1 pseudogene is annotated in these 1578 nt (G+C 34.3%); it reads left to right on the forward strand.

The window, feature by feature from the left end:
• Positions 1-571, forward strand: a pseudogene (locus tag F6K13_RS32385) (alpha-amylase); the annotation flags it as partial.
• Positions 572-1578: the final 1007 nt, after the last annotated feature.

Below are 1578 nucleotides of genomic sequence, written 5' to 3' on the forward strand. Positions count from 1 at the left end.
TTCAGGATTTTCACAAGATAAACAACAATTAGCGAAAAATGTAATTAATCGTCAGGACCAAATTATGACACATTTAGGTTCTGTCGTAGAACGAAAAATTACTGCGATGCGTACTCGTTGCCATGGAGATTATCATTTAGAAAACGTTTTATTTACAGGTAAAGATTTTGTAGTTGTTAATTTTGAAGGGGAAGGTGTTCGACCTTTAAATGAACGTCGCATGAAGCGTTCCTTACTTCGAGATATAGCAATAATGTTAGAGTCATTTTATTATGCAGCTAACGTTGCTCTCCAGGAAGAAATTAAAAATGGAATGATTCGTCCTGAAAATTTGCTTGCCATGGAACAATGGTCTACATTTTGGTATAGCTGGGTGAGCATATCTTTTTTAAAAGCTTACCTCAACAATACAATGTCAAGTTCATTCTTGCCAAAAACTGAAGAGGAAATACAGGTACTTTTAGATGTTTATCTCTTAGAAAAAGTTGTTTATGAACTTGATTATGAACTGAATTATCGTCCTGAATGGGTGGAAATTCCTTTGGCACGAATTCAACAGTTAATTCCATGATTGATCGAGAAAGAATTCAGGAGTCAGTCCTCAGAAGTCAGAAGTTGTTTTTATAACGGGGATCTGAGCAAGTCTCCAAAAAGATTTCGCCAATCAAAGCGGGGTTGCGCGACCCAATTATTTTGATAAATAAATGGGTTTAATATCCCCACTAAGTTTGATGATTTGCTGGTACTCAATTAGTTGCGGGTCTGAATACCACTAATTGATTCAGACTCCTTCTTCAAGTCAAAAAAACTTTTATTATACCAATTCTCATGCATTAATGCTATACTAAGGTGACGCTTCATTTATTAAATAGGGTTTGCTGAATAAAGTCTTTTTGCTGGGGTAGGAGACAACCCACCCCTAACTCCTCCCAGGAGGGGAAGACATCTATACTGGAGACAGGAGAAATGGGTCGGGAGCGAGGAAGTAGGAGTAAGAATTGTCAGAATGATTTTTCTGCCCAACTTTGAACCTAAAATACGCCCCATGCATGAGCGTTTTAGACGTGATACCAGGTACTTTTTTCGACCCCAAAAAGGCTAAATTCTTTATATTTCAATGCTTTTAGATTTAATCAGCAAGCCCTAAATAATTAATACAGACAAAGTCCCTTTTTGCTAATTAACAACTCCGTTAATGTTAATTATTCTTATGTTTATTTCTCCCTGTACGGACGTTGCATGCAACATCCCTACCTACTCCCTTACTCAAGAAAATGTAGAAAAATTTTTGAGAAATGGTATTATTTAGAGCCAATTTAGGAATAATAGCTGTGAGTTGATTTTCCAACAAATTTATTAATACTCAATCACAAATTTTGCTAAATTATATCCTTAATAAATGGTTTATTTGACTTGCCATTTATTAGGGATTCATACAACTATTATTTTGCATAAGATGTTTGCATTAACACGATTAGATAAAACTTATCAATAAAATAATTTTATGGCAAGATATATACTGTATTAATTAGCAACATTGTAGTGCTAAAATAAAAGTAAAGTATATAAAAATTGGGA

The sequence above is a fragment of the Okeania sp. SIO2B9 genome (assembly GCF_010672505.1).
Lineage (GTDB): Bacteria > Cyanobacteriota > Cyanobacteriia > Cyanobacteriales > Microcoleaceae > Okeania > Okeania hirsuta.